The organism is Streptomyces sp. MMG1121, assembly GCF_001280015.1.
GTDB lineage: Bacteria > Actinomycetota > Actinomycetes > Streptomycetales > Streptomycetaceae > Streptomyces.
The window spans coordinates 110,282-132,503 of the sequence record NZ_LGDV01000025.1; the positions used below are offsets into that span (position 1 = coordinate 110,282).

21 protein-coding genes and 3 pseudogenes are annotated in these 22,222 nt (G+C 70.9%); 10 read left to right on the top strand and 14 right to left on the bottom strand.

Annotated elements, in window-relative coordinates:
* Positions 1-24 precede the first annotated feature (24 nt).
* Positions 25-822 (bottom strand): HAD family acid phosphatase, encoded by a 798-nt coding sequence (locus ADK64_RS04545; RefSeq protein WP_053655035.1) that lies wholly within the window; start codon positions 820-822, stop codon positions 25-27.
* A gap of 134 nt (positions 823-956) precedes the next feature.
* Between ADK64_RS04545 and ADK64_RS04550 the strand changes: the two genes are divergently transcribed.
* From ADK64_RS04550 to ADK64_RS04560, 3 genes are all read left to right on the top strand, one after another.
* Positions 957-1,397, top strand: a complete 441-nt coding sequence (locus ADK64_RS04550; RefSeq protein WP_053655037.1) for a hypothetical protein — start codon at positions 957-959, stop codon at positions 1,395-1,397.
* Positions 1,394-1,939, top strand: a complete 546-nt coding sequence (locus tag ADK64_RS04555; RefSeq protein ID WP_063789857.1) for a hypothetical protein — start codon at positions 1,394-1,396, stop codon at positions 1,937-1,939. Before ADK64_RS04550 ends, ADK64_RS04555 begins: the two co-directional genes overlap by 4 nt.
* Before the next feature lie 213 nt (positions 1,940-2,152).
* On the top strand, positions 2,153-2,647 hold the full coding sequence (locus tag ADK64_RS04560; protein WP_053655039.1) for a hypothetical protein: 495 nt from the start codon (positions 2,153-2,155) through the stop codon (positions 2,645-2,647).
* Between the two features lie 133 nt (positions 2,648-2,780).
* Here ADK64_RS04560 and ADK64_RS04565 read toward each other — a convergent pair whose 3' ends face one another.
* The 11 genes and pseudogenes from ADK64_RS04565 to ADK64_RS04615 form a co-directional block, all read right to left on the bottom strand.
* Positions 2,781-4,103: a pectate lyase family protein gene (locus ADK64_RS04565; protein WP_053655041.1), complete on the bottom strand. Its 1,323-nt coding sequence runs from the start codon at positions 4,101-4,103 to the stop codon at positions 2,781-2,783.
* Positions 4,104-4,131: 28 nt separating this feature from the next.
* Positions 4,132-4,911, bottom strand: a complete 780-nt coding sequence (locus tag ADK64_RS04570) for a rhamnogalacturonan acetylesterase (RefSeq protein WP_053655043.1) — start codon at positions 4,909-4,911, stop codon at positions 4,132-4,134.
* Positions 4,911-6,221, bottom strand: a complete 1,311-nt coding sequence (locus tag ADK64_RS04575; protein WP_053655045.1) for an ABC transporter substrate-binding protein — start codon at positions 6,219-6,221, stop codon at positions 4,911-4,913. Before ADK64_RS04575 ends, ADK64_RS04570 begins: the two co-directional genes overlap by 1 nt.
* A pseudogene (locus ADK64_RS04580) lies at positions 6,203-6,439 on the bottom strand (gfo/Idh/MocA family oxidoreductase); the annotation flags it as partial. The gene ADK64_RS04575 and the pseudogene ADK64_RS04580, both read right to left, overlap by 19 nt.
* Positions 6,436-7,320 carry a carbohydrate ABC transporter permease gene (locus tag ADK64_RS04585; RefSeq protein WP_053655049.1) on the bottom strand — a complete coding sequence of 295 codons (885 nt, stop codon included), beginning with the start codon at positions 7,318-7,320 and terminating at the stop codon, positions 6,436-6,438. The gene ADK64_RS04585 and the pseudogene ADK64_RS04580, both read right to left, overlap by 4 nt.
* Positions 7,317-8,252: pseudogene (locus ADK64_RS04590) on the bottom strand (carbohydrate ABC transporter permease). Before ADK64_RS04590 ends, ADK64_RS04585 begins: the two are co-directional and overlap by 4 nt.
* Before the next feature lie 98 nt (positions 8,253-8,350).
* The gene (gene araD / locus ADK64_RS04595; RefSeq protein ID WP_053655172.1) at positions 8,351-10,084 is read right to left on the bottom strand and encodes an L-arabinonate dehydratase; all 1,734 of its coding nucleotides are present in this window, start codon (positions 10,082-10,084) and stop codon (positions 8,351-8,353) included.
* Entirely contained in the window at positions 10,081-10,992 is a 912-nt protein-coding gene (locus ADK64_RS04600; protein ID WP_053655051.1) for a dihydrodipicolinate synthase family protein, read from the bottom strand. Before ADK64_RS04600 ends, araD begins: the two co-directional genes overlap by 4 nt.
* Positions 10,989-11,663, bottom strand: a complete 675-nt coding sequence (locus ADK64_RS04605; RefSeq protein WP_053655053.1) for a GntR family transcriptional regulator — start codon at positions 11,661-11,663, stop codon at positions 10,989-10,991. Before ADK64_RS04605 ends, ADK64_RS04600 begins: the two co-directional genes overlap by 4 nt.
* A 131-nt stretch (positions 11,664-11,794) precedes the next feature.
* Complete coding sequence (locus tag ADK64_RS04610; protein ID WP_053655055.1) at positions 11,795-12,547, bottom strand: MBL fold metallo-hydrolase; 753 nt, start codon at positions 12,545-12,547, stop codon at positions 11,795-11,797.
* A gap of 52 nt (positions 12,548-12,599) precedes the next feature.
* Positions 12,600-13,190, bottom strand: a complete 591-nt coding sequence (locus ADK64_RS04615) for a TIGR03086 family metal-binding protein (protein WP_053655057.1) — start codon at positions 13,188-13,190, stop codon at positions 12,600-12,602.
* Between the two features lie 112 nt (positions 13,191-13,302).
* Here ADK64_RS04615 and ADK64_RS46970 point away from each other — a divergent pair.
* Positions 13,303-13,785, top strand: a pseudogene (locus ADK64_RS46970) (MFS transporter); the annotation flags it as partial.
* 39 nt (positions 13,786-13,824) lie between these two features.
* Here the strand turns inward: ADK64_RS46970 and ADK64_RS04620 are convergent.
* Together ADK64_RS04620 and ADK64_RS04625 are read right to left on the bottom strand one after the other, a co-directional pair.
* Positions 13,825-14,988 carry a hypothetical protein gene (locus ADK64_RS04620; RefSeq protein ID WP_053655059.1) on the bottom strand — a complete coding sequence of 388 codons (1,164 nt, stop codon included), beginning with the start codon at positions 14,986-14,988 and terminating at the stop codon, positions 13,825-13,827.
* Positions 14,985-15,926, bottom strand: a complete 942-nt coding sequence (locus ADK64_RS04625; protein WP_053655061.1) for a 5-dehydro-4-deoxyglucarate dehydratase — start codon at positions 15,924-15,926, stop codon at positions 14,985-14,987. The genes ADK64_RS04620 and ADK64_RS04625 overlap by 4 nt, the downstream gene beginning before the upstream one ends.
* 213 nt (positions 15,927-16,139) lie before the next feature.
* Between ADK64_RS04625 and ADK64_RS04630 the strand changes: the two genes are divergently transcribed.
* The 6 genes from ADK64_RS04630 to ADK64_RS04655 all read left to right on the top strand — a co-directional run bounded on the left by ADK64_RS04630 (position 16,140) and on the right by ADK64_RS04655 (position 22,209).
* The gene (locus ADK64_RS04630; protein ID WP_053655063.1) at positions 16,140-16,949 is read left to right on the top strand and encodes an NAD-dependent epimerase/dehydratase family protein; all 810 of its coding nucleotides are present in this window, start codon (positions 16,140-16,142) and stop codon (positions 16,947-16,949) included.
* A gap of 287 nt (positions 16,950-17,236) precedes the next feature.
* Entirely contained in the window at positions 17,237-18,007 is a 771-nt protein-coding gene (locus tag ADK64_RS04635; RefSeq protein WP_053655065.1) for a DeoR/GlpR family DNA-binding transcription regulator, read from the top strand.
* Between the two features lie 86 nt (positions 18,008-18,093).
* On the top strand, positions 18,094-19,464 hold the full coding sequence (locus ADK64_RS04640) for an ABC transporter substrate-binding protein (RefSeq protein WP_053655066.1): 1,371 nt from the start codon (positions 18,094-18,096) through the stop codon (positions 19,462-19,464).
* A complete protein-coding gene (locus ADK64_RS04645) occupies positions 19,461-20,399 on the top strand; it encodes a carbohydrate ABC transporter permease (protein WP_053655068.1) in 939 nt (312 codons plus the stop codon). Before ADK64_RS04640 ends, ADK64_RS04645 begins: the two co-directional genes overlap by 4 nt.
* Positions 20,396-21,223, top strand: coding sequence for a carbohydrate ABC transporter permease (locus tag ADK64_RS04650; protein ID WP_053655070.1), 828 nt, complete (start codon positions 20,396-20,398; stop codon positions 21,221-21,223). Before ADK64_RS04645 ends, ADK64_RS04650 begins: the two co-directional genes overlap by 4 nt.
* Positions 21,220-22,209, top strand: coding sequence for a zinc-dependent alcohol dehydrogenase family protein (locus ADK64_RS04655; RefSeq protein ID WP_053655072.1), 990 nt, complete (start codon positions 21,220-21,222; stop codon positions 22,207-22,209). The genes ADK64_RS04650 and ADK64_RS04655 overlap by 4 nt, the downstream gene beginning before the upstream one ends.
* Positions 22,210-22,222 lie beyond the last annotated feature (13 nt).

Below are 22,222 nucleotides of genomic sequence, written 5' to 3' on the forward strand. Positions count from 1 at the left end.
CTGCTCAGGACCTGGGGATGACCGTCAGGAGACGAAGTAGGTCGGGTTGGGCAGCTTGTACGTCCGGTCGGCGTGGCCGCCGTCCAGGTCCGAGTACTGGTCGCCGAAGTTGGCGATGATCTCGTAGCCGAGGTCGTCCTCGATGTGCTTGCGGGTTCCGGACTTGTACTGGACGGTCGTGCACTTCCAGGCACCCGGGGTGGCGCAACCGGACAGGTAGGCGGGCGGGTTGGCCGCGTCCTTGAGGAACATGTGGTCGGCGTCGAGGTTCACATCGGCGCCGACCTTCTTCAGGTTGGCGACGGCGGCGGTGCGCTGGGCCTCGGTCAGACCGGAGTTGTAGAAGACCTCGACGCCCTTGGACTCGGCGTACCGGACCAGCTCGGGGCTGCCGAAGACGGCGGGGCGGTCGGCACGGTTCACATAGTCGTTCCAAGTGCCGGAGTTGTACGTGTAGTTGTACCGCTTCTCGTAATCCAGGCTGAGCAGCAGCGTGTCATCGATGTCGAACATGACGGCCGGCTTCTCGCCGTGCCGGTACGCCTTGCGGGCCTCCTTGTCGATATAGCGCTTCGCGTCGGCGTCGAGGTGCGCCAGATCCTTGGCGTACGGGCTGTCCGGGGACGCCTGGTAGACACCGTTGCTGTCGGCGGTGGTGCCGTAGTAGGTGTCGATGTCCTTCACCAACTGCCCGATGTTGTAGGGCTCGTGGGTGGAGTTCGCCGTCGACTGCCCGGCGGTGGCCGCGCCCGCGCCGTACAGCGCGCCACCGGCGACGACACAGGCGGCACCGACGGCGAGCGTTCTGAGAGACTTCCGCATGGATTCTCCGGATCTGAATGATGAGAGTGATGTACCAGGTCAGGGATTGTCTACGCGCATCACACCCCACTCGGCGAGCGGTGTTACCCGATCGATACGCACGCCCTCGTCCCGACAGGAAGGAGCTGGATCCCGTGTTCACCGTGCGGTTCACCGTGTGGCCCGGCCAGGGCGAGGACAGCGGGTTCGACATGGGCGACATGGCCGTCACCGGGGACTTCGGCACGGCCGACTCGGCCGGCCAGGTCCCCCACCAGGGCATGATGATCTACCTCTCGGTCATCCAGCTGCTCGACGGCCTGGGCGACTTCCTCCGGGGCAACGCCCGCGTGCTGAACTTCACCGGTTTCGACACGCGGTTCGGTTTTCTCGTACGGCGGACGAAGGACGGTCTGTCGGTCGCCGGCAAGGACGGCGTCGTCGTCGCCCGGACGACGGCGCCGGAACTCATCTCCGCCGTGCTGCGCGCGGCGGAGGACCTGGGGCGCGCCCTCCCTCCGGAGGACACGGTCACATCCGACTGGCAAGCCACCCTCGCCGCGTTCCGCCCCCTCGTACCGGGCGGGACGGGGTGAGCGCCGGGCGCCGGGCGGACGAACTGCGGTACCGGCCCGAACATTTCGTCGTCGACGGAGCTCTGCGCGACGTCTGCGTCCTCGGCACCACGCTCGACGACTGGCGGCGCATGACCGAGGGGCTGCGCGTCCTGCCCGGCCGGCACGTCCTGACGTGGACGCTCGCCGGCACCACGGACACCGGCGTTCCGGACGCCTCTGCGGTCTGGGCCCGGCTTGAACAGGACCCGGAGGAATCGGTGAGCCTGGCCGTCGAGATCGGAGGCATGTGGTTCACCTCCTACTTCTTCGAGATCGAGGAGATCGGGTTCACCTTCGACCCCCGCGCTGTGGTGGACCGCAACACGTTCGCGCCCGTCCGCGACTTCGTGACGTGGCTGGGGACCTCCACGGGCCGGGAAGTCGTCGTGACCATGGAGAGCACCGACCACACCACCCTGCCCGCCATGCTTCGCCGACGGCCCCCGGCCACGTGCGAGGCTGATCCCGGCCATGGCACGAACGGTTCGAGGGCGATCCCACGTCGATCGAGGCCCTGCTGAACCGGCTGCGGCTCGCGCTCTACGTGACCGTCCCGGACGAACCCGAGTCCGAGGCCGGCGCGCTCGCCCTGGCGCAGGACATCGCCCGTTGCCGGCGCCGCGGTCCGGACGACGCCTTTCCCGGGCGTGCCTTCGAGGTGGTGGGGTACGAGACGGAGGACGGTCCGGTCGTGCGTTTGGTGTGCGTGCGGCAAGGCGGCGAGGATCCCGGTCATGAGATTCGTCGACGTCCACTGGCAGGACCACGGTTTCTTCCTCGATGCCTCCGCCTACCTGGCCGAACTGCCGCGCCTGCGTGGCCTTCTGCCACCGGGCGCCTGGGCCTTCGTCTCCGACCCGGGGCACTACGACATCCCCGGCGCCACCCGCTGCGTGAAGGACCTGGAGCTGGCCGGGATCCATCCGGCGACCGACAAGAGCGGGCGGCTGGCGCTGGAGTTCGCGCCGAACCGGTTCAAGCACGACGCGGGGCTGCGCATCAGCTATGCGGGCGTACGGCAGTTCTCCGTCGAGTATCACCACGCGATCGACTGGATGCGGGTCGACACCGTGCTGTTCGACGAGATCCTGCCGGACGTCGACAGCCGCGCAGACGGGGGCACGGACGGTGACGGGCGCGGTGGGTGTGTGCACGAGATCGTGCTCACCGATGCCTCGATCACCGTCCGCTGCCAGGACCTTCGGGCGGAGTGGGGCGGGATCGGCTGACGCGGGGTCAGTTCATCGTCGCGCCGATCGTCGTGCTGCCCGTCGGCAGTGCTCCTTCGCGGTGCGGCTCTTGAGGACGCGGACGAGGGGCGGCCGGGGCGGTGCGGGTGCGCGCGCCCCGGCCGGCGGCGGTTCAGCGCAGGTGGCCGGCGCCCGCGCCGTGGTCGACGATGCCGGGGACCGCCCGGGCCGGGTCGACCGCGGTGCGCAGGGCCGGTGTCCAGCCGGCGCCGGACCGGAGGATCTCCCCCGGCACCTGGGCGTTGTGGACGGCGATCAGGTCGGTCGGGGAGCCGTTGACGTAGTTGTCGTCGGCGGTGAGCGACGACTCGTTCCACTTCTTCAGGATCGTGCCGGCCTGGACCCCGTCCGGCAGGGTGAACGCGTCGTGCTCGGCGACGAGTTGGGACTCCGTGCCGATGCCGTAGCTGTAGCCGTAGCCGTCCTTCGCGACGAAGTGGTTGTTGTAGGAGTCCGCCTGCCCGAACCGCACGCGCGGGGCCCGCTCGACCAGGTTCGAGAACAGGTTGTGGTGGAAGGTGACCTTCAGGTGACCCCGGTCCACGGCGACCGTCGAGGCGCTGTCGCTGTTGCCGACGAGGATCGTCTTGTCGTGGTTCTCGAAGACGTTCCAGGAGGCGGTGACGTAGTCGGACGCCTTGACGATGTCCATCTCCCCGTCGTGCTGCTCGTAGATGCGGCCGTAGTAGTGCGGCAGGGTGCTGTCGGGGTGGGCGCCGTCGGTGAAGGTGTTGTGGTCCATCCACACATGTGTGCCGCCGTAGATGTCCACGCTGTCGTACTCGGAGTTCCAGTTGCCGTCCGCGGTGTCGGTCGGGTCCCACTGCGGGAAGCAGTCGAGAGGGCTCTCGAAGCTCAGGTTGCGGACGATGACGTTGTCGACGCCCTTGATCTGGAGGCTGGCGCCCTTGAAGCCGGCGTCCTTGCCGATGCCGACGATCGTGGTGTCGGCGGGGACGAGGGCCTTGACGAAGGCGTCCTGGTTGGCCTCGGAGGCGCGGCGCAGGCCCTCGGGGCTGTCGGCGCTCTCGCCGTCGAGGTTCTTTCCGCGGCCCCATACCGCCGGGTCGTAGGTCTTGAGGTAGGCGGCGAAGTCGTAGCCCGGTACGGCGAAGGAGGCGCAACTGGGCCCGTCGGCGTCGATGGTGCCCTTGACTCTGATGATCCTCGGTGCCGTGCCGCCGTCCGTCAGGGCCGCCTTGAACTGGTCCCAGGTGGTGACGGTGTACACGTGCGCGGAGCCGGCGGCGGCGCCGCCGGTCGTCCCCGTTCCGTAGGCCGCCCAGCCGTCCCGCGCGGGCAGCACCTGCCGGTCGAGGCCGGCCCGCGGGCCCGGCCGGGCGGAGGCGGAGGCGGTGCCGGTGACGGCGAGGACCAGGGCGGTGCAGCCCACCAGCGCCCCAATGACCCGTCCATGACATTTCTGTGTACGCACTGTGCGGGTCTCCTCGATGCGGGAAGGGTCAGGATTCCGGGGCCGGCGGCCAGGTGATCCAGGACGCCGGGATGTCCTCGTGCAGTCGTACGACGTCGGGCCGCGCCAGCACGCGGGTGCGCAGCAGCTCCCGCGCCACGAGCCGGGCGACGGCGATGGCGCCGGGCGGGTTGAAGTGCGTGTTGTCCTGCTCGGTGGCGGTCCGGTTGAAGTAGGTCTTCGTCGCCTCCGCCCCGAGGCGCTGCCACAGCGCGAGCGACAGCGCCTCGATGCCGAGCAGTGCGACGCCCTCCTGCCGGGCGAGCGCCCGCATGGCCGCCGGGTAGTCGCCGTGGGTGGGCACGGCGTTGCCGTCGGCGTCGAACCTGCGGCGCTCGACGGGGGTGGCGAGGACGGGCCGGGCGCCATGAGCCCGGGCACCCTTGAGGTACAGCCGCAGACAGTCCTGGTACGTCGTCCACGGCTCGGTGTGGCGGGTGGGGTCGGTGTCCTTCTCGTCGTTGTGCGCGAACTGGACGAGAAGGAGATCCCCCGGGCGGATCCCGACGAGTAGCGCGTCGAGCCGCCCTCCGTCGACGAAGCTCTTCGAACTCCGGCCGTTCACCGCGTGGTTGGCGACCGTCACCTGCTCGCGGAGGAAGAAGGGGAGGGCCGTGCCCCACCCCGTCTCCGGGGCTTCGTCGGCGTATTTCCGGGCGGCCGTGGAGTCGCCGGCGAGGTGGAGGGTGCGGTGCCCCCGCGGGGAACGGCCCGCGAGGGGAACGGCCGCGAGGGCGGCGGAGGTCACCCGTCTCCGTGTGAGGGACATCAGTGGTTCTTCTTCCAGTCCGCCTGCGCCTTGTCGAGCTGGTCGGCGAGGGTGTCCAGGAACTGCTTCGCACTCACCTTGCCGAGCAGCAGCTTCTGGAACTCCGGCTCGTTGCCGGACTTGGAGATGGTGTTCCAGTCGGGCAGGTAGTACGGCAGCTGGACGATCTTCGTGTCGGCCCCGTTCAGCGCCTCGGCCGCCAGCTTCGTCGGCTCGGCCTGCTGGACCCACGCGTCCTTCGCCGCGTCGGTGTTGGCCGGCACCTGCCCCGCCGACCGGTTGAACTTGGAGTTCTCCGCGGCCGAGACGGCGAACTCGATGAACTTCCAGGCGGCCGCCTTGTTCTTGCCCGACTTGAACAGGCTCAGCCCGTCCACCGGGTTGGACACCTGTACCCGCGTGCCGTCGTCCAGGGTGGGGTTCGGAATGCCCCGGAACCTGTCCTTGCCCAGCGCCTTCAGATGATCCTGGTAGGAGCCCAGATTGTGGCTCAGCATGCCGATGGTGCCGCTGTCCCACTGGGCGACCATCTTCGTGAAGTCGTTGTTGACGTCGGCGGACGGGGTGTCCTTCTTGTAGAGCGCGATGTACTTCTCCAGCGCGGCCACGTTCTTCGGGTCGTTGACGGTGGTCTTGTCGCCGTTCCAGAACGAGGTGATGCCGCTCTGGCCGTAGACCGCGTCCAGGGCCGGGGCGATGGACCCCTCGCCGCCGCGGAAGGTGAAGCCGAACGCGTTCTTGCCCTTGTCCGTCAGATTGTCGGCGGCCGCGTAGAACTTCGACCAGGTCGTCGGGGCGGCCAGCCCCGCCTTCTTGAACAGGTCCGTCCGATACCACAGCGTGCCGTTGTTGGCCGAGGTCGGCACCTGGTACAGCGTGTCGCCGCCGCCCGCCGCCTTGCTGACGTCGATGAGGTTCTGGCTCAGCCTGCCGTTCAGGGTGCTCTTCGCCAGCCGGGAGTCCAGGGGCTCCAGCGCTCCCTGGACCGCGACCTCGGCGAGCATCGCGGTACCCACGCCGCCGACGTCGGGCAGACCGCCGCCCTGGATCGCGGTGTCGTACTTGGACTGGGCACTGGCCGCCGGGATGCCGACGTACCTGACCCTGATGTCCGGGTACTTCTTCTCGAAGTCGGCGATGACCTGCTTCCAGATGTCGGTGCGGACACCGCCGTTGTTGTCCCAGAAGGTGATCGTGCCCTTCCCGGACCCCTCGCTCCCCTTGTCCCCCGCGCTGCCGCTGCCGTCGTCGCCGCACGCGGTGGCGGTCAGCGCGAGGACGGAACCCAGGGGGTGGGGATGGGGGTGCAGACGACCGCGATCCGTGCGCCGGTGGCATCCAGCAGCGCGCCGAAGTCGGCGGACTGCTCGGGGGCGCCGAGGCCGTCCGGGATCTCGTGCGGGGCCAGCGGGGTCAGTTCGCAGATCCCGGCGAGCCGGACGAGGCCCCGCTGCTGGAGCCGGCGGATGTTGTCGAGGTGCCAGCGGCCGTGGCCGCGTGCTCCCGCCAGGACGAGGGGCAGGCTCATCCCTTCACCGCCCCTGCGCCGAAGCCGGTGATCAGCCACTTCTGGATGAAGGCGAAGACGATCACGACGGGTACGGCCGCGATGACGCCACCCGCCGCCAGGGCGCCCAGGTCGACGCTGTCCGCGCTCATCAGGGTGTTGAGGCCGACCGGGATGGTCTGCTTGCTCTGGTCGGACAGGAACATCAGGGCGAACAGGAAGTGGTTCCAGGCGTGCACGAAGGCGAAGGACCCGACGGCGATCAACCCGGGCCGCAGCAGCGGCAGGACGACGATCCGGAAGGCGGTGAGCCGGTTGCAGCCGTCCACCCAGGCGGCCTCCTCCAGGGAGTACGGCACGTTCCGGATGAACCCGCTGATGAGGATCATCGACTGCGGGAGCTGGAAGACGGTCTCGGCGATGACGACACTGCCCAGCGAGTTGATCATCGACAGCTTGGCGAAGATCTGGAACAGCGGGACCAGCAGCAGCGCCCCCGGTACGAACTGGGAGCACAGCAGCGCCAGCATGAAGCCGCGCTTGACGCGGAAGTCGAAGCGGGCGAGGGCGTAGCCGCCGGCCAGGGCGACCACCGTGGTCAGCACCAAGGTGGCGAGACCGACGTAGACGCTGTTGGCGAAGTAGGTGCCGAAGCTGCGCTCGGTCCACACCTTCTGGAAGTGCTCGAAGGGCATCGGCCACGGCACGAGCGAGGTCGAGCCGGCCGGACGCAGGGCGAAGAGCAGGATCCGGTAGAACGGGATCAGGGTGAAGAGAAGATAGACGGACAAGGGGAGGTAGATCTGCCAGCGCGGGACCTCGTCCCAGGCGCGGCGCTTCTTGCGGGCCTGGGCGGGCTCGGTGGCCACGTGCTCGGGCGCGGGAGCGATCTCGGTGATCACTTCGTCCCACCTCCGAACTTGCTCAGCCGCAGATAGACGATCGAGCAGAAGAGCAGGATCACGAACGCCACCGTGGTCAGCGCGGAGGCGTAGCCGAAGTTGTGGGCGTCGACACTGGTGTTGGCGATGTAGAGGGGAAGGGTCGTCGTCTCGCCGGCCGGACCGCCTCCCGTCAGCGTGTAGAGCAGGTCGACGTTGTTGAACTCCCACACCGCGCGCAGCAGCGTGGACAGCACGATGGCGTCCTTCAGATGGGGCAGGGTGATGTGCCAGAACTGCTTCAGCCGCCCGGCCCCGTCGACCTCGGCGGCCTCGTACAGGTCCTTCGACACGGACTGGAGGTCGGCGAGGATGAGGATCGCGAAGAAGGGCACGCCCCGCCACAGGTCGGCGACGACCGCCGCCGGGAAGACGGTGGAGGTGTCCGAGAGCCAGCTCGTGCCGTACGCCCCCAGCCCCGCGTCGGCGAGGTAACGGGTGATGCCGGTCTGGGAGTTGTAGAGCAACACCTAGATCGCGGAGGTCAGCACGCCGGAGACGGCCCACGGGGAGAAGACCAGGGGGCGGCCCAGCGCCCGCCCGGCGAAGGTCTGGTTGACGATGAGCGCCAGCGCCAGGCCGAACAGCAGCTGCAACCCGACTTCCACCACGACCCACTTGGCGCTGAAGGTCAGCGTGCCCCAGAACTGGGGGTCGTGGGCGAAGGCCTGCGTGAAGTTGCCGAAGCCGGCGAAGCCGTTCCGCCACGGCTTGGTCGGGTTGTAGTTCTGCAGGCTGTAGTAGAAGACGCTGAGCACCGGGTAGGCGATGAAGCCCAGCATGAGCAGGGCCGCCGGGGCGATCAGCAGGTACGGCAGCCTGCGCGGGGTCGCGGAGGCACGGCGCCGCCGGGGTGGCGCGGGCGGTTTCGCCACGGCTGCGGCTTGGGCCATGACTGTTCTCCGTTCGCAGTGGGACACGTACAGCGGGTACAGGAAGCGCTTGCTACATACACATGGGTGAAGCGCTTCAACGATGGAGCTGCGGGATGTCAGCCGGCGTACGGGTCCGGCACCTGGCCCGGCCGGGCCAGGAAGGCGAAGTCGCAGCCGGTGTCGGCCTGGGTGATCTGCTCGTTGTAGAGGGCTCCGTAGCCGCGCTCGTGCCGGGCGGGCGGCGGCGTCCACGCGGCCCTGCGGCGCGCCAACTCCGCCTCGTCCACGTGGAGATGCAGGCTGCGGGCATCGACGTCCAGGGTGATGAGGTCCCCGCTGCGCACCAGCGCCAGCGGCCCGCCGACGTACGACTCCGGGGCCACGTGCAGCACACAGGCGCCGTAACTCGTGCCGCTCATCCGGGCGTCGGAGATCCGCACCATGTCCCGCACGCCCTGCTTCAGCAGGTGGTCCGGGATGGGGAGCATGCCGTACTCGGGCATGCCCGGGCCACCCTTGGGACCGGCGCCCCGCAGCACCAGCACGCTGTCGGCGGTGATGCCGAGCGCGGGGTCGTTGATGGTGCGCTGCATGGTCCGGTAGTCGTCGAAGACCACGGCGGGCCCGGTGTGCTCGAGCAGACGGGGCTCGGCGGCGATGTGCTTGATGACGGCGCCGTCCGGGCAGAGGTTGCCGCGCAGCACGGCGACCCCGCCCTCGCTCGCGACCGGGTCGTCCCGGGTCCGGATGACGTCGTCGTGATGGACCTGGGCGCCGGCGAGCTGCTCGCGGTAGGTGTCGTACGACACCGTCGGCCGGTCCAGGTGGAGCAGATCGGGGATCCGGGAGAGGAATCCGGGCAGGCCGCCGGCGAAGTGGAAGTCCTCCATGAGGTACTTCCGGCCGCCGGGGCGGACGTCGGCGAGAACGGGCACGGTCCGGGCGATGCGGTCGAAGTCGTCCAGGGTGAGCCGTACGCCCGCCCGGCCCGCCATGGCGATCAGATGGATCACGGCGTTGGTGGAGCCGCCGAGGCCGAGCACGGTGGTGACGGCGTCCTCGAAGGCCTCGCGGGTGAGGATGTGGCTCAACCGCCGGTCTTGATGGACGAGTTCGACGGCCGTCATGCCGGCCCTCGCGGCCATCCGGTCGTGCCCCGAGTCCACCGCCGGGATGCTGGACGCGCCCGGCACGCTCACGCCGAGGGCCTCGGCGGCGGCCGTCAGCGTGGACGCCGTGCCCATGGTCATGCAGTGGCCGGGCGAGCGGGCCAGGCCGCTCTCCAGCTCGGTCATCTCGCAGTCCCCGATGAGGCCGGCCCGCTTGTCGTCCCAGTACTTCCACATGTCGGTGCCGGAACCGAGGACCTCGCCGCGCCAGTGGCCCGGGAGCATGGGCCCGGCGGGTACGAAGACGGCGGGCAGGTCGACGGAGGCGGCGCCCATGAGCAGGGCCGGGGTCGACTTGTCGCAGCCGCCCATGAGCACCGCGCCGTCGACGGGGTAGGAGCGCAGCAGCTCCTCGGTCTCCATCGCGAGCAGGTTGCGGTAGAGCATGGGGGTCGGCTTCTGGAAGGTCTCGCTGAGCGTGGCGACCGGGAACTCCAGCGGGAAGCCCCCGGCCTGCCACACCCCCCGCTTCACGGCCTGCGCGCGCTCGCGCAGGTGCACATGACACGGGTTGATGTCGGACCAGGTGTTGAGGATCGCGACGACCGGCTTGCCGAGGTGCTCCTCGGGCAGATAGCCGAGCTGGCGGGTACGGGCGCGGTGGCTGAAGGAGCGCAGGCCGTCGGTGCCGTACCACTGGTGGCTTCTCAGCTCCTCCGGCTTCCTGCGGGGCGCGCTCATACCGGCCACCCGGCGGCGATGGCGGCGACCTCGGCGCGCTCGTCCTCGGGCAGCGGCCGGCTCGGCGGGCGGACGTCCCTGCGGCACAGGCCGAGCGCGGCGAGGGCCTCCTTGACGACGGTGACGTTGTTGGCGGAGCCGTGGGCGGCGCGGAGTTCCTCGAAGCGGCGGATCTGCTCCCAGACCTTCATGGCGGCCGGATAGTCGCCGGATCGAAGCGCTTCAATCATGTTCAGCGAGACGGCCGGGGCGACGTTCACGAGTCCGGAGGTGAAGCCTGTGGCGCCCGCCGAGAAGTAGGAGGGGGCGTACGGCTCGGCGAGACCGGCGACCCAGACGAAGCGGTCCAGGCCGGCGTCGCGCGCGAAGGCGGCGAAGCGCGCGGCGTCCGGGACGGCGTACTTCACCCCGATGACGTTCGGGCAGTGGCCGGCGAGTTCGGCGAGCCGGGCGCCGGGCAGCTGGGCGTTGCGCAGATAGGGCACCACGCCCAGCTCGGGCACGGACTCGGCGATGGCACGGTGATAGTCGACCCAGCCGGCCGCCGAGACGTAGGGGTGCACGGGCTGGTGCACCATGACCATCCCGGCTCCCAGCTCGCGGGCGTGCCGGGCGGAGGCGACGGCGGTGGGCAGGTCGTGCCCGACGCCGACGAGGATCGCGGCCCGGTCACCGGCCTCCTCGACGGTCAACTCGGTGACCAGGCGCCGCTCTTCGGGGGTGAGGGCGTAGAACTCGCCGGTGTTGCCGTTCGGGGTGAGGGTCCTGATCCCGGCGTCGAGCAGGCGGCGCAGCAGGGCCCGGTGGGTGCCGCTGTCGACGGAGCCGTCCGTGGCGAAGGGAGTCACCGGGATGGCCACCACGTCGGCCAGGGCCGCCCGCCGGCTCTCGAACGTCACGCTGCTCATTGAAGGCCTTCCTCTGCGTGGGGCTCGGCGTCCTCGGCGTGCGGGGGGAACGCGCGCTGGACGAAGGACGCGATGTGGGCGTGCAGGGCGCCGGCGGCGCCGTCCGCGTCGCCGCCGAGCGCGAGCCGCAGGATCTCCCGGTGCTCGGCGGCCTCCCGCTCCCAGGAGGGGTCGGCGGCCCAGGCGACGGCGGAGACGAGGGCGGCCTGGTCGCGGACCTCGTCGAGCATCCGGCCGAGCAGCGGATTGCCGCAGGGCAGGTAGAGGGCGCGGTGGAACTCCCGGTTGGCGAGCGAGCGTTCGGCGGTGTCGGTGGCGTCGTCGGCGCGGGTCAGCGCGTCGCGCGCGGCATCGAGCGAGGCCCCTCTCCGGACGGCCCTGCGCAGCGCCTCCGGCTCCAGCAGCAACCGTACGTCGTAGACCTCGCGCGCCATGTCCGCGTCCACCATGCGCACCGTGACGCCCTTGTACTGGCTCATCACGACGAGACCGGTCCCGGCGAGGGTCTTCAGCGCCTCGCGGACCGGGGTCTTGGACACCCCGAACTGCGCGGCCAGCTCCGTCTCGACCAGGGCCTGCCCGGGCGTCAACTGCCCGGTCAGGATGCGGTGTTTGATCGCGTCCAGCACATATTGCGTGCGGGACGGGATCGGGGTGGGCACAGAGGTCATGCGGCCCTCTCGGATCTCACGTATCGCGTCTCATATATGACGTACGAAGTACGACGCGTTGAAGGTAGGAGGGGGCCCGTGTTTCGTCAATGCTTCTGACAAAAGAAGCCGGGGGTTGCCCCGCGGGCGGCTCAGAGGCTGCGGGTGTCACCCTCGACGGCGGCGTACGTGGGCCGGCCCGCCGCCTCGGCGGCACGGGCGGTGGCCGCCGCACGGGTGAGCGTGGGACCGACGTGGGTGACGAGCAGCTCGCGCACCCGCGCCTCTCGGGCGATCCGCCCGGCATCCTCCGGCGTGAGATGAACCTGTTCGCCTTCGCGATGGACGTCGATGTCGGCCTCGCACAGGAACAGGTCGGCCCGGGAGGCGAGTTCACCGAGCGCGGCGCACGGCCCGCTGTCCCCGGAGTACGCGAACACGCTCCCCTGGCACTCGGCGCGCAGCCCGTACGCCTCGGTGTCGTGGGCGACGGCACGGGCCGTCAGCCGCAGGTTCCAGTGCCGGACGTCGTGGCCGTCGTGCAGGGCGCGGAAGTCGAAGACGCCCTTCAGGAACCCGACGTCCGGCCGGCCGAAGAAGCCGGCCAGCCGCTGGGCGCAGTCCCGCGGGGCGTACAGGGGGATCGGCGCGTGCGGGGACATACCGCCGAAGGCGAAGGCGTAGGCGGCGGCCAGCAGATCGGCACTGTGGTCGGCGTGCAGATGGGAGATCCAGATCGCGGTGAGCCGCGCCGGATCCGTGTGCCGCTGCAACGCCGCGAACGTACCGGGCCCGGCATCCACCCACACCTCGGCACCCCCGCCGGCCAGCAGATATCCCGAGCAGGGCCGGTCGGGACCGGGGTGCGGCGAGGCAGTGCCGAGGGTGGTGAGGGTGAGGGCCATGGGAGGGAGGGTACGACGCCTCGCCGGGTGCACACGCCGCGCCCCCTGAGGGCTAACCCGATACCGGACGCCACCCGGGATCGCGCCCGCTCAGCCCCACCGCCCGCTCCAGCGCAGGCGCGGACCCGGGCACCGGAACGACCGGCCCGAACAGTCCGCTCGCCCGGTCGGGATCGTCGGCCGCGGCATGCAGGAAGGTGAGCGCCGACCCCAGCGCCGCCGGATCCGGGACGTACTCCTGTCCCGTGGCGCGAGCCAGGTCCCACCCGTGGATGACGAGCTCGTCGGCGACGACCGCGCCCGCGACCGCGCCCGGCAGGTCCACCCCGCCGGCCCGGGTGTCCCCGGTCCAGGCGGCCGGGTCGCGCCAGGCGTCGGCCAGCTCGTCCAGCACCTTGGGCAGTTCCTCGCGCCAGCCGGGCCCGATGTCCGGGAGGGTGACGTTCGGGCGGTTGTCGGTCGTGGGGCCGAGGTCCTTGCGGGCCGCGTCGCGGAAGGCCGCGGACAGCCCCAGTAGATGGCCCAGCAGGTTGCGCACCGCCAGGTCCGGACAGGGCGTCGGGCCGGTCAGCAGCTCGTCGGGGACGGACTCGGCGAGCCGTGCCACGATCCTGGTCTGGGGTCCGAGGTCCGGTGTGCTCATGCTGCTCACTCCTTCAGGGTCGCGCTGCCCGTACGAAGGGGGGACCGGCCGGCTCCGGGAAACTCATCGGTGCGGCGCCACCTCTTCCACGGCGAGCGGCCGCCGCCGAGTGTCGGCCCTGGTGGCGGCGGCCGTCCCGGGGGATCTCCTCGGTGACTTCAACGGGCTGCGGATGACCGTCACCGAGGGCGTGAAGCTCGTCGCTCCGCTGACCGGGGGCGGGCCTGTACGCGGCGTACGGCGCTCCGGCCGTCGCCCGTCTGGTCGCGGTCACGTTCGTGCTCGCCGCCGGGCTGTGCGCGCTGCCGCGGGTGCGTGAGGAGCGGCCCGCGCGGTCCGGCGGCGGCCGGAGACCTCGGAGGGCGTCCGGCACCCGTGGGGGCACCCGGGGCTGCGCCCGCTCGTCCGGGCGGCCGGTGCGACGACGCTCCTCGGCTCCCTGAGCGCGACGACGACGTACGCCGTCGTGGACCGCCTCGGCCACTCCCTCGCCTGCACGGGCGTGCCGTACGCCGTCCAGGGCGCCGGTTCGGTGACGTCCGGGCATCGGGGCGGTCCTGGCCGAGATGGCCCCACCGGCATCGCTCTTGCCGCTCCACGGCCCGGGGGTGTTGCTGACGGCGGCCACGCCGGCTCAGCGCCCGGACAGCGCCTCCCGTACGGCGGCGAGGTCGTCGTCCGACGCCAACCCGGCGTGATACAGCCGCAGTTCCGTCGCGCCTTGCGCACGCGCGCGTGCCGCGTCCGCCGCGAGCGCGCCGGGGCTGCCGCCCATCCCGGAGACCACGGTGAAGTTGGCGGCGATCACCGTCTCCTGACGGGCGTGTTCGGCGAAGGGTGCCAGCAGGGCCGTACCGCCCGCGCACGGCACGACCACGCCGTCGGCGACGCAGAGGACGCGGGCGGGGTCGACGCCGGCGTTGGCGCCGCAGTGGTGGGAGACCGGGTCGGCGTGCAGCAGCACCTGGAAGCCGGCCGGCGCGGCGGCGCGTACGGCGGCGACGGCCTCCTCCTGGAGGGTGCCGGCGGTGTTGTCGCGCCACGCGCGCGTGCGGGCCGCCGCCTCCTCGCCGAGCAGCTTGACGACCGTCGGCCAGCCCTCGTCGTCCGCCGCGCCCCGCCACAGCGGCTCCAGCGCGTCGCGCACGGAGGCGGCCAACGCGTCGGCGTCCAGGCCCTGTTCGCCGTACCCGGCGCGGCAGGACGGGCAGAAGCACAGGGACATCAGATACTGCCCGGCCGCCCCGAGGCCGACCCCGCCGATCTTGTCGTGGGCGTGCAGATGCGCGAGCCCGTACCAGCCGAGGGACTCCAGCTCGGTGCCGTGCGCGCCCGGGCGTACGGCGGCCTCGGCGGCCAGGTCGACCAGGTACGCGCGCGTGGCGGGCTGGGCGATGCAGGGTGCCCAGGGGTAGTGGTCGCCGTAGGCGTTGACGACCGAGGTGTCCGGATGTTCGGCGCCCAGGCGCGAGTTGTGGGCGAGGACGACCCAGGTGTGCACTGCGAGACCGGCCGCCGCGAGGGCCCGTGCGGCCTCGCCGTAGGCGTCGCCGGGGGCCCAGCGCCCGGCGGGGTACGGCCGAAGACCCCGGCCCGTCCAGCGGTCGCCGGGCGGGTAGAGGGTGGCCGCGTACTCGGCGGTGACGATGCGGTGGCGGGGGTGGCGGGGGGTCAGGGCGCGGGTGGAGTGGTAGGCGGCGGCGAGGGTCACCTGCTCGACGCCGAGCCCGGCCAGGCGCGCGGGCGCCGCGGGGTCCCCGTTGACGTCCCAGGGGTAGACGAACGCCGACGCCTTCACGCGTCCCCCTCCAGCAGCGCGTATCCCCGCTCGATCAGCTGGGCGAGCTGTTTGACGTGGTCCTCCGACGGCTCGTGCAGCGGCGGCCGGACCTCGCCGACGTCCAGGCCGCGCAGCCGTACGCCCGCCTTGACGAGGGAGACGGCGTAGCCGCTGCCCTGGGTACGCAGTTCCACGAACGGACGGTAGAAGCCGTCCAGCAGGCGCCGTACGGTCGCCGCGTCGCCCTCGTTCAGGGCGCGGTGGTGGGCGAGGGCGATCTCGGGGGCGAAGCAGAAGACGGCCGAGGAGTACAGGGTGATGCCGAGGGCCCGGTAGGCGAGCTGGGTCTGCTCGGCGGTGGGCAGGCCGTTGAAGTACAGGAAGTCGCCCGGGACCTCGGTGCGCACGGCGCTGACGATCCGCTGCATGAGGTCGAGGTCGCCGAGGCCGTCCTTGAGGCCGATGATCCCCTCGGTGCGGGCGAGTCCGACCACCGTCGGCGGGGTGAAGACGGCGTTGTCGCGCTGGTAGACGATCACCGGCAGCGCGGTGGCCGCGGCGACCTCCCGGTAGTGCCGCAGCAGGCCCTCCCGGCCGGCCCGGACGAGGTACGGAGGCATGGCGAGCAGGCCGTCGGCGCCGGCCTCCGCGGCCAAGCGCGCGTAGCGCACGGCGAGCGCTGTGCCGTATCCGGCGCCCGCGACCACCGGGACGCGCCCGTCGGCGGCCTCCACGGCCACCCGGACGCAGGCCTGGAACTCCTCGGGCAGCAGCGCGTGGAACTCCCCGGTGCCGCAGCAGGCGAACACGGCGGAGGCACCGGCCGCGACGCCCCGGCGCACATGGGTGCGGTAGACGTCGAGGTCGAGGGCGCCGTCCGGGCCGTAGGCCGTGACGGGGAAGAAGAGCGGCCCGCGCGGATCTGTGAGCCGTTCACTGAGAGGGGCTGGCGTCACGGGCTCTCCCTTGAGACACGCAGGTGCATGTTTCTGATTCATGTCCATATTTCTGAACGCAACCACGCTACGGGGCCTTCTTGTGGCAGGTCAAGCAGGCAAACTCGCAACACGGGAGCCGAATTCGCGGACATCGCGCGACACTTGACGGTGCACAGTGAAACTCTCTAGCGTGTCCATGTATGTGAATACCGGCTACAAGGAGAACCGAGGATGCCCGCTCCCCGCACCGTTCTGCTCACCGGCGCCGCCGGCGGGCTCGGCACCCTGATGCGGTCCCTGCTGCCGGAGTACGGCTACACGCTGCGCCTCTTCGACGTGCGCCCCGTCGAGGGCGAGCCGGACGCGGTCGTCGCCGACCTCGGCGACACGGCGGCGGTGCGCGAGGCGGTGCGGGGCGTGGACGCGATCCTCCACCTCGCCGGCATCTCCCTGGAATCCTCCTTCGAGAAGATCCTGAAGTCGAACATCGAGGGCACCTACAACCTGTACGAGGCCGCCCGCCAGGAGGGCGTTTCCCGGATCGTCTTCGCGTCCTCCAACCACGCCGTCGGCTTCACGCCGGCCCCGCGCGCGGGTGAGGCACTGATCCCGGTCGACACCCCGCGCCGCCCGGACACCTTCTACGGCCTGTCCAAGTCCTTCGGCGAGGACCTCGCCCAGCTGTACTGGGACAAGCACGGCCTGGAGACCGTCTCCGTGCGCATCGGCTCGTGCTTCCCGGAGCCGACCGGCGTGCGCATGCTCTCGGTGTGGATGAGCCCGGCCGACGGCGCCCGGCTCTTCCACGCGGCCCTGACCGCCGAGGAGGTCGGCCACACGGTCGTCTACGGCTCCTCCGCCAACACCCGGCTGTGGTGGGACCTGACCACCGCGCGGGCGCTCGGGTACGAGCCGCGGGACGACTCCGAGCCGTACGCCGGGAAGCTGATCGCCGAGCAGGGCGAACTGGACCCGGAGAACCCGGCGCACAGCCACCTGGGCGGGCACTTCGTGAACGACCCGCCGATCTGGCCGTACTGAATTCGGCGTACTGAATTTATCGAGCACCCCGGGCGGCGCAAAACAGTCGCCCACGCGCGCGGGCGGGCACCGAACGGGCCCGCCCGCCGCCTGTTCGGGCATCCGGGCCGCCCGCTCTCACCCCGTCGCGCACGGCCTCGCAGGTCCGCGCCGGACGCCTCGTAGGGCAAACGGGCGCACCCGGGCAGTATCGGGCCCGAAACAAGCCTGGTCAGCGCCGCACCCCGACGGTAGAACTTCCCTCGTGAGCCCGAACGGGCAGCCGTCGAGCGGAAGCGGGTGACGACATGAGCACGAGGACGGCCGAAGAGCGCCAGCGCGAGATCGTGCGGGTCGCGCGTGCCACGGGCGCGGTCGACGTCACCGCGCTCGCCGACGAGCTGGGCGTGGCCAAGGAGACCATCCGGCGCGATCTGCGGGCCCTGGAGGACCACGGCCTGGTCCGGCGTACGCACGGTGGCGCCTATCCGGTGGAGAGCGCCGGCTTCGAGACGACGCTCGAGTTCCGCGCCACCAGCCATGTGCCCGAGAAGCGCCGGATCGCCGCCGCCGCGGCCGAGCTGCTCGGGGACGCCGAGACGGTCTTCGTGGACGAGGGCTTCACCCCGCAACTCATCGCCGAGGCCCTGCCGGCCGACCGGCCGCTGACCGTGGTCACCGCCTCGCTCCCGGTCGCGGGCGCCCTCGCCGAGGCCGAGCAGGTCTCGGTGCTGCTGCTGGGCGGCCGGGTCCGGGCCGGCACGCTGGCCACCGTCGACCACTGGACGACGAAGATGCTCGCCGGATTCGTCATCGACCTCGCCTTCATCGGCGCCAACGGCATCTCCCGCGAATACGGCCTGACCACGCCCGACCCGGCCGTCAGCGAGGTCAAGGCACAGGCGATACGGGCGGCCCGGCGGACCGTGTTCGCGGGCGTGCACACCAAGTTCGGCGCGGTCAGCTTCTGCCGGTTCGCCGAGGTCGGCGCGCTGGAGGCGATCGTGACGAGCACCCTACTGCCGGCCGCCGAGGCCCACCGTTACTCCCTGCTGGGCCCGCAGGTCATCCGGGTCTGAATTCCAAACCGAACCCCTCTACGGGCCCTCTGCACCGACGAGCGCCCCTTATGCCCCTATATCTCCAGTACCTCCAGGAGCGATCCATGCGTATCCCGAGCCGACGGAGGCCGCGAGCCACGCTCGTCATGGCCACCGTAGGGACGCTGCTCGCCCCGCTGCTCTCCGGCTGCTGGGCCGGTGCGGGCGGGACCGGTTCCGGCGGCGACTCCATCAACGTCCTGATGGTCAACAACCCGCAGATGACCGAGTTGCAGAAGCTGACCGCCGCACACTTCACCAAGGAGACCGGCATCAGGGTCAACTTCACGGTCCTGCCCGAGAACGACGTCCGCGACAAGATCAGCCAGGACTTCGCCAACCAGGCCGGGCAGTACGACGTGGCCACCCTCTCCAACTACGAGATACCGATCTACGCCCGCAACGGCTGGCTGCACGAGATGAACGGCTACGTCGCGAAGGACCCGTCGTACGACGAGCAGGACGTGCTGAAACCCATGCGCCAGTCCCTCACCGGCGACGACGGCAAGCTCTACGGGCAGCCCTTCTACGGCGAGTCGTCGTTCCTCATGTACCGCAAGGACGTGTTCGCGGCGAAGGGCCTCACCATGCCCGCCCACCCCACCTGGCAGCAGGTCGCCGGCCTGGCCGCGAAGGCGGACGGCGCGAAGCCCGGCATGAAGGGCATCTGCCTGCGCGGACTGCCCGGCTGGGGCGAGCTGATGGCACCGCTGACGACGGTCGTGAACACCTTCGGCGGCACCTGGTTCGACAAGAAGTGGAAGGCCCGTCTGGACTCCCCCGAGTTCGAGAAGGCGACGAAGTTCTATGTCGACCTGGTGCGCGCACACGGCGAGTCCGGCGCCGCCCAGTCCGGCTTCGCCGAGTGCCTGAACGACATGACCCAGGGCAAGGTCGCCATGTGGTACGACGCCACGAGCGCCGCCGGCCTGCTGGAGGCGGCCGACTCGCCGGTCAGGGGCAGGCTCGGCTACGCCGCGGCGCCCGTCGTCGAGACCCCGGCCTCCGGCTGGCTCTACACCTGGGCCTGGGGCATCCAGAAGGCGTCCCGCAACCCCGACAAGGCCTGGAAGTTCGTCTCCTGGGCGTCCGGCAAGGGCTATGAGCAGCTGGTCGGAGAGACCAGCGGCTGGCCCGACGTCCCCGCGGGCAAACGGGCGTCGACGTACACGAACGCCGACTACCGCAAGTCGGCCGCCGCGTTCCAGGAGATGACCAAGGAGGCCATCGAGAGCGCCCGTCCGAGCGACCCCGGGGTGCAGCCGCGTCCCGCGCCAGGGATCCAGTTCGTCGGCATCCCCGAGTTCACCGACCTCGGCACCAAGGTCTCCCAGGAGATCAGCGCGGCCATCGCCGGCCGCCAGTCCGTCGCGTCGGCCCTGAAGAAGTCGCAGACGCTCGCCGAGAAGATCTCCAAGGAGTACGAGGGACGATGACAGCGACGACCTCGGCCCCGCTCGCGGCCGCTCCCGCACGGACGATGAGGCAGCCCTCGGCCCGGCTGCGCGCCTGGGCCACCCGGGCCCCGCTGCTGCCGGCCCTCGTCTTCATGATCGCGGTCACCCAGCTGCCGTTCGTGGCGACGCTGGTGATCTCCCTCTTCGACTGGAACGCCCTCTACCCCAAAGCCCGCCACTTCACCGGCCTGGACAACTACCGCCAGGTGCTGACCGACGCCGACCTGCGCCACTCGGTGTGGACGACCGTGCTGCTGACGGTGGCGGTGGTGCTGGCGAGCCTGGTCCTGGGGCTGGCGCTCGCGCTGCTGCTGGACCGCAGGTTCCGCGGCCGGGGCATCGTCCGCACCCTGCTCATCGCTCCCTTCCTGGTGGTGCCGGTGGCCGCGGCGCTGCTCTGGAAACATGTGCTCTACAACCCTGAATACGGCCTGCTGAACGGGTTGTTGCACTATGTGGGCGGCCCACAGCCGGACTGGATCTCCAACACCCCGCTCCTCGCCGTCGAGGCTTCGCTGGTGTGGCAGTGGACGCCGTTCATGATGCTGATCCTGCTCGCCGGACTACAGAGCCGGGACCAGCAGCAGATCGAGGCCGCGCGGGTCGACGGCGCGAACGACTGGCAGGTCTTCCGCCATCTGACCCTCCCCCACCTGCGCCGCTACCTCGAACTCGGCGCTCTGCTGGGCTCGGTCTACATCGTCCAGAACTTCGACGCGGTCTTCACGATCACCTCCGGCGGCCTCGGCACGGCGAATCTCCCCTACACCGTCTACCAGAGCTTCTACCAGGCCCACGAGAACGGCCTCGCCTCGGCCGCCGGCGTCCTGGTCGTCATCGGCTCGATCATCATCGCGACCTTCGCCCTGCGCGTGGTGTCGTCCCTGTTCCGCGAGGAGGTGTCCCGCGCATGACCGCCGTACTGCGCCGGAACGGACTGGGCCTCGTGGCCTGGCTGGCCGGGATCGTGTTCTTCCTGCCGATCGCCTGGATGGCCCTGACCTCCTTCCACTCGGAGGCGGACGCGGCGACCAACCCGCCGTCCTTCACCGCGTCGTTGACGCTCGACGGCTACCGCGAGTTCTTCGGCAGCGGCGGCGGGGCGAGCCCGTGGCCCGCGCTGATCAACTCCACGGTCGCCTCGGTGGTCTCCACCGCCTGCGTCCTCCTGCTGGCCCTCCCGGCGGCGTACGCGCTGTCGATCCGGCCGGTGAAGAAGTGGACGGACGTCCTGTTCTTCTTCCTGTCCACGAAGATGCTGCCGGTCGTGGCGGGCCTGCTGCCGATCTACCTGTTCGCCAAGAACACCGGGATGCTCGACAACATCTGGCTCCTGGTCATCCTCTACACCTCCATGAACCTGCCGATCGCGGTGTGGATGATGCAGTCCTTCCTCGCCGAGGTGCCGGTCGCCGTCATCGAGGCCGCGCGCGTGGACGGCGCCCGCCTGCCCACGATCCTCGCGCGCGTGGTCGCCCCGATCGCCCTGCCGGGCATCGCCGCCACCGCCCTGATCTGCTTCATCTTCAGCTGGAACGAGCTGCTGTTCGCCCGAGTCCTGACGGGCGTGGTCGCCGAGACCGCCCCCGTCTTCCTGACCGGCTTCATCACCAGCCAGGGCCTGTTCCTGGCCAAGGTGTGCGCCGCGTCGCTCGTCGTCTCCCTGCCGGTGCTCGCCGCGGGGTTCGCCGCCCAGGACAAACTGGTCCAGGGCCTGTCGCTTGGAGCCGTCAAATGAAGGCCGCCGTCATCGAGTCCGTGGGCCGCGCCGTCGTCACCGAGGTGCCGGACCCGACGCCCGGCGCGCGCGAGGTCGTCGTGGAAGTGGCCGCCTGCGGCCTGTGCGGCACCGACCTCCACATCCTCCAGGGCGAGTTCGCGCCCAAGCTGCCGATCGTCCCCGGGCACGAGTTCGCGGGCGAGGTGGTGGGTGTCGGCAGCCAGGTCACGGAGGTCGCGGTCGGCGACCGGGTGGCCGTGGACCCGTCCCTGTACTGCTACGAGTGCCGCTACTGCCGCAGCGGCCACAACAACCTGTGCGAGCGGTGGGCCGCGATCGGCGTGACCACGGCGGGCGGGGCCGCGCAGTACGCCGTCGCGCCGGTGGCGAACTGCGTGAAGCTGCCGGAGCACGTGCGCACCGAGGACGCGGCCCTGGTGGAGCCGCTGTCCTGCGCGGTGCGGGGCTACGACGTCCTCAGCAGCCGCCTCGGCGCCCACGTCCTCGTCTACGGCTCCGGCACCATGGGGCTGATGATGCTGGAGCTGGCCAAGCGCACGGGCGCGGCGAGCGTGGACGTGGTCGACGTGAACCCGGCCCGGCTGGAGACGGCCCGCCGGCTCGGCGTCTCGGGCGCGGCCGGCAGCGCGGACGAACTGGAGCGGCCGCAGGGCTGGGACGTGGTCGTGGACGCGACCGGCAACGCGGCCGCGATCCAGGACGGCCTGGACCGGGTGGCGAAGGCCGGAACGTTCCTGCAGTTCGGAGTGGCCGACTACGCGACCCGCGTGGCCGTCGACCCGTACCGCATCTACAACCAGGAGATCACCATCACCGGCTCCATGGCGGTGCTGCACAGCTTCGAGCGGGCGGCGGAGCTGTTCGCGAACGGGGTGCTGGACCCGGAGGTCTTCATCAGCGACCGGATCCCGCTGGAGCGCTACCCGCAGGCCCTGGAGCAGTTCGCGGCGGGGGTGGGGCGCAAGATCGTGGTGGTGCCGTAAGCCGTTCGGAGGG

What these genes read in the sequence shown, in the direction of transcription:
- ADK64_RS04645 (WP_053655068.1), top strand. Translation starts at nt 19,461, where the DNA reads ATGACAGCGACGACCTCGGCCCCGCTCGCGGCCGCTCCCGCACGGACG.
- araD (WP_053655172.1), bottom strand. Translation starts at nt 10,084, where the DNA reads ATGAGCGCGCCCCGCAGGAAGCCGGAGGAGCTGAGAAGCCACCAGTGG.
- ADK64_RS04655 (WP_053655072.1), top strand. Translation starts at nt 21,220, where the DNA reads ATGAAGGCCGCCGTCATCGAGTCCGTGGGCCGCGCCGTCGTCACCGAG.
- ADK64_RS04635 (WP_053655065.1), top strand. Translation starts at nt 17,237, where the DNA reads ATGAGCACGAGGACGGCCGAAGAGCGCCAGCGCGAGATCGTGCGGGTC.
- ADK64_RS04630 (WP_053655063.1), top strand. Translation starts at nt 16,140, where the DNA reads ATGCCCGCTCCCCGCACCGTTCTGCTCACCGGCGCCGCCGGCGGGCTC.
- ADK64_RS04610 (WP_053655055.1), bottom strand. Translation starts at nt 12,547, where the DNA reads ATGGCCCTCACCCTCACCACCCTCGGCACTGCCTCGCCGCACCCCGGT.
- ADK64_RS04600 (WP_053655051.1), bottom strand. Translation starts at nt 10,992, where the DNA reads ATGAGCAGCGTGACGTTCGAGAGCCGGCGGGCGGCCCTGGCCGACGTG.
- ADK64_RS04640 (WP_053655066.1), top strand. Translation starts at nt 18,094, where the DNA reads ATGCGTATCCCGAGCCGACGGAGGCCGCGAGCCACGCTCGTCATGGCC.
- ADK64_RS04650 (WP_053655070.1), top strand. Translation starts at nt 20,396, where the DNA reads ATGACCGCCGTACTGCGCCGGAACGGACTGGGCCTCGTGGCCTGGCTG.
- ADK64_RS04570 (WP_053655043.1), bottom strand. Translation starts at nt 4,911, where the DNA reads ATGTCCCTCACACGGAGACGGGTGACCTCCGCCGCCCTCGCGGCCGTT.
- ADK64_RS04605 (WP_053655053.1), bottom strand. Translation starts at nt 11,663, where the DNA reads ATGACCTCTGTGCCCACCCCGATCCCGTCCCGCACGCAATATGTGCTG.
- ADK64_RS04545 (WP_053655035.1), bottom strand. Translation starts at nt 822, where the DNA reads ATGCGGAAGTCTCTCAGAACGCTCGCCGTCGGTGCCGCCTGTGTCGTC.
- ADK64_RS04615 (WP_053655057.1), bottom strand. Translation starts at nt 13,190, where the DNA reads ATGAGCACACCGGACCTCGGACCCCAGACCAGGATCGTGGCACGGCTC.
- ADK64_RS04560 (WP_053655039.1), top strand. Translation starts at nt 2,153, where the DNA reads ATGAGATTCGTCGACGTCCACTGGCAGGACCACGGTTTCTTCCTCGAT.